The organism is Komagataeibacter kakiaceti JCM 25156 (assembly GCF_000613305.1).
Genome location: NZ_BAIO01000781.1, coordinates 1 through 792 on the forward strand (window position 1 = coordinate 1; position 792 = coordinate 792).

Consider the following 792-nt stretch of genomic DNA (forward strand, 5'->3'; position numbering starts at 1 on the left):
CGCGAAGATCAGGTCATCCATCTCGCCCCCGCGCAGGGAGCGGGCGTTGGTTTCCCCCATGACCCAGCGCAGGGCCTCGACCACATTGGACTTGCCGCAGCCATTCGGCCCGACAATGCCGGTCAGGCCGGGCAGGATGTCCACGGCCACCGGATCGGCGAAACTCTTGAACCCGGCAATACGCAGCCGGACGAAACGGGCGGTCATGATATGACGGTCGCGATCAGTGGGAGATGGTCAACGGGCCGCCGCCTCGACCTTCTTCGCGAATTCCTCGTAGGTCAGTTCCTGCGAGACCTGCTCCCTGTCATTGAAGCGGAAGGTGGGGGTGCCGTCGATCTTGTACTGCATCTGGGCGCGGTCCTCCTGCTCCATGATGGCGTGGCGCAGGGTCTCGTCATGGATGGTCTGCTGGAACTGATCGGACGACATGCCGGCAAGGGCCGCCATTTTTCCGATTTCCGCAGTGCGGTCCACGCCGGAGGCGAAGGCCCAGTGGTCCTGGCTGGACAGCAGGGCGAGGGTGAAGGCCTCGTAGCGTTCGGGCGGCAGGCTGCGGGCGACCATGCGGCGGTGAGCGCGTCCTGGTCCAGCGGGAAATCACGGAAGATATAGTACACTTTCCCGGTATCGATCAGCTTGGTGCGGATTTCGGGAAACACCTCGGCGGCGAAGCGCGCGCAGTGCGTGCAGGTGAGCGAGAACCATTCCTCCACATGCACCCTGGCCGCGGGGTCGCCCGCCGCCCGGATCGACATGCGCGGGTCGGCCGCCTGCGCCATGGCCCGGCTG

1 protein-coding gene and 1 pseudogene are annotated in these 792 nt (G+C 65.5%); both read right to left on the bottom strand.

Translation table 11 applies throughout. The features are described from left to right. The coding region (locus tag JCM25156_RS26300; RefSeq protein ID WP_034961324.1) for an AAA family ATPase at nucleotides 1–207 on the bottom strand (207 nt) is incomplete at its 3' end. Nucleotides 208–237: 30 nt separating this feature from the next. Further along, nucleotides 238–782: pseudogene (locus JCM25156_RS32780) on the bottom strand (thioredoxin domain-containing protein). Nucleotides 783–792 lie beyond the last annotated feature (10 nt).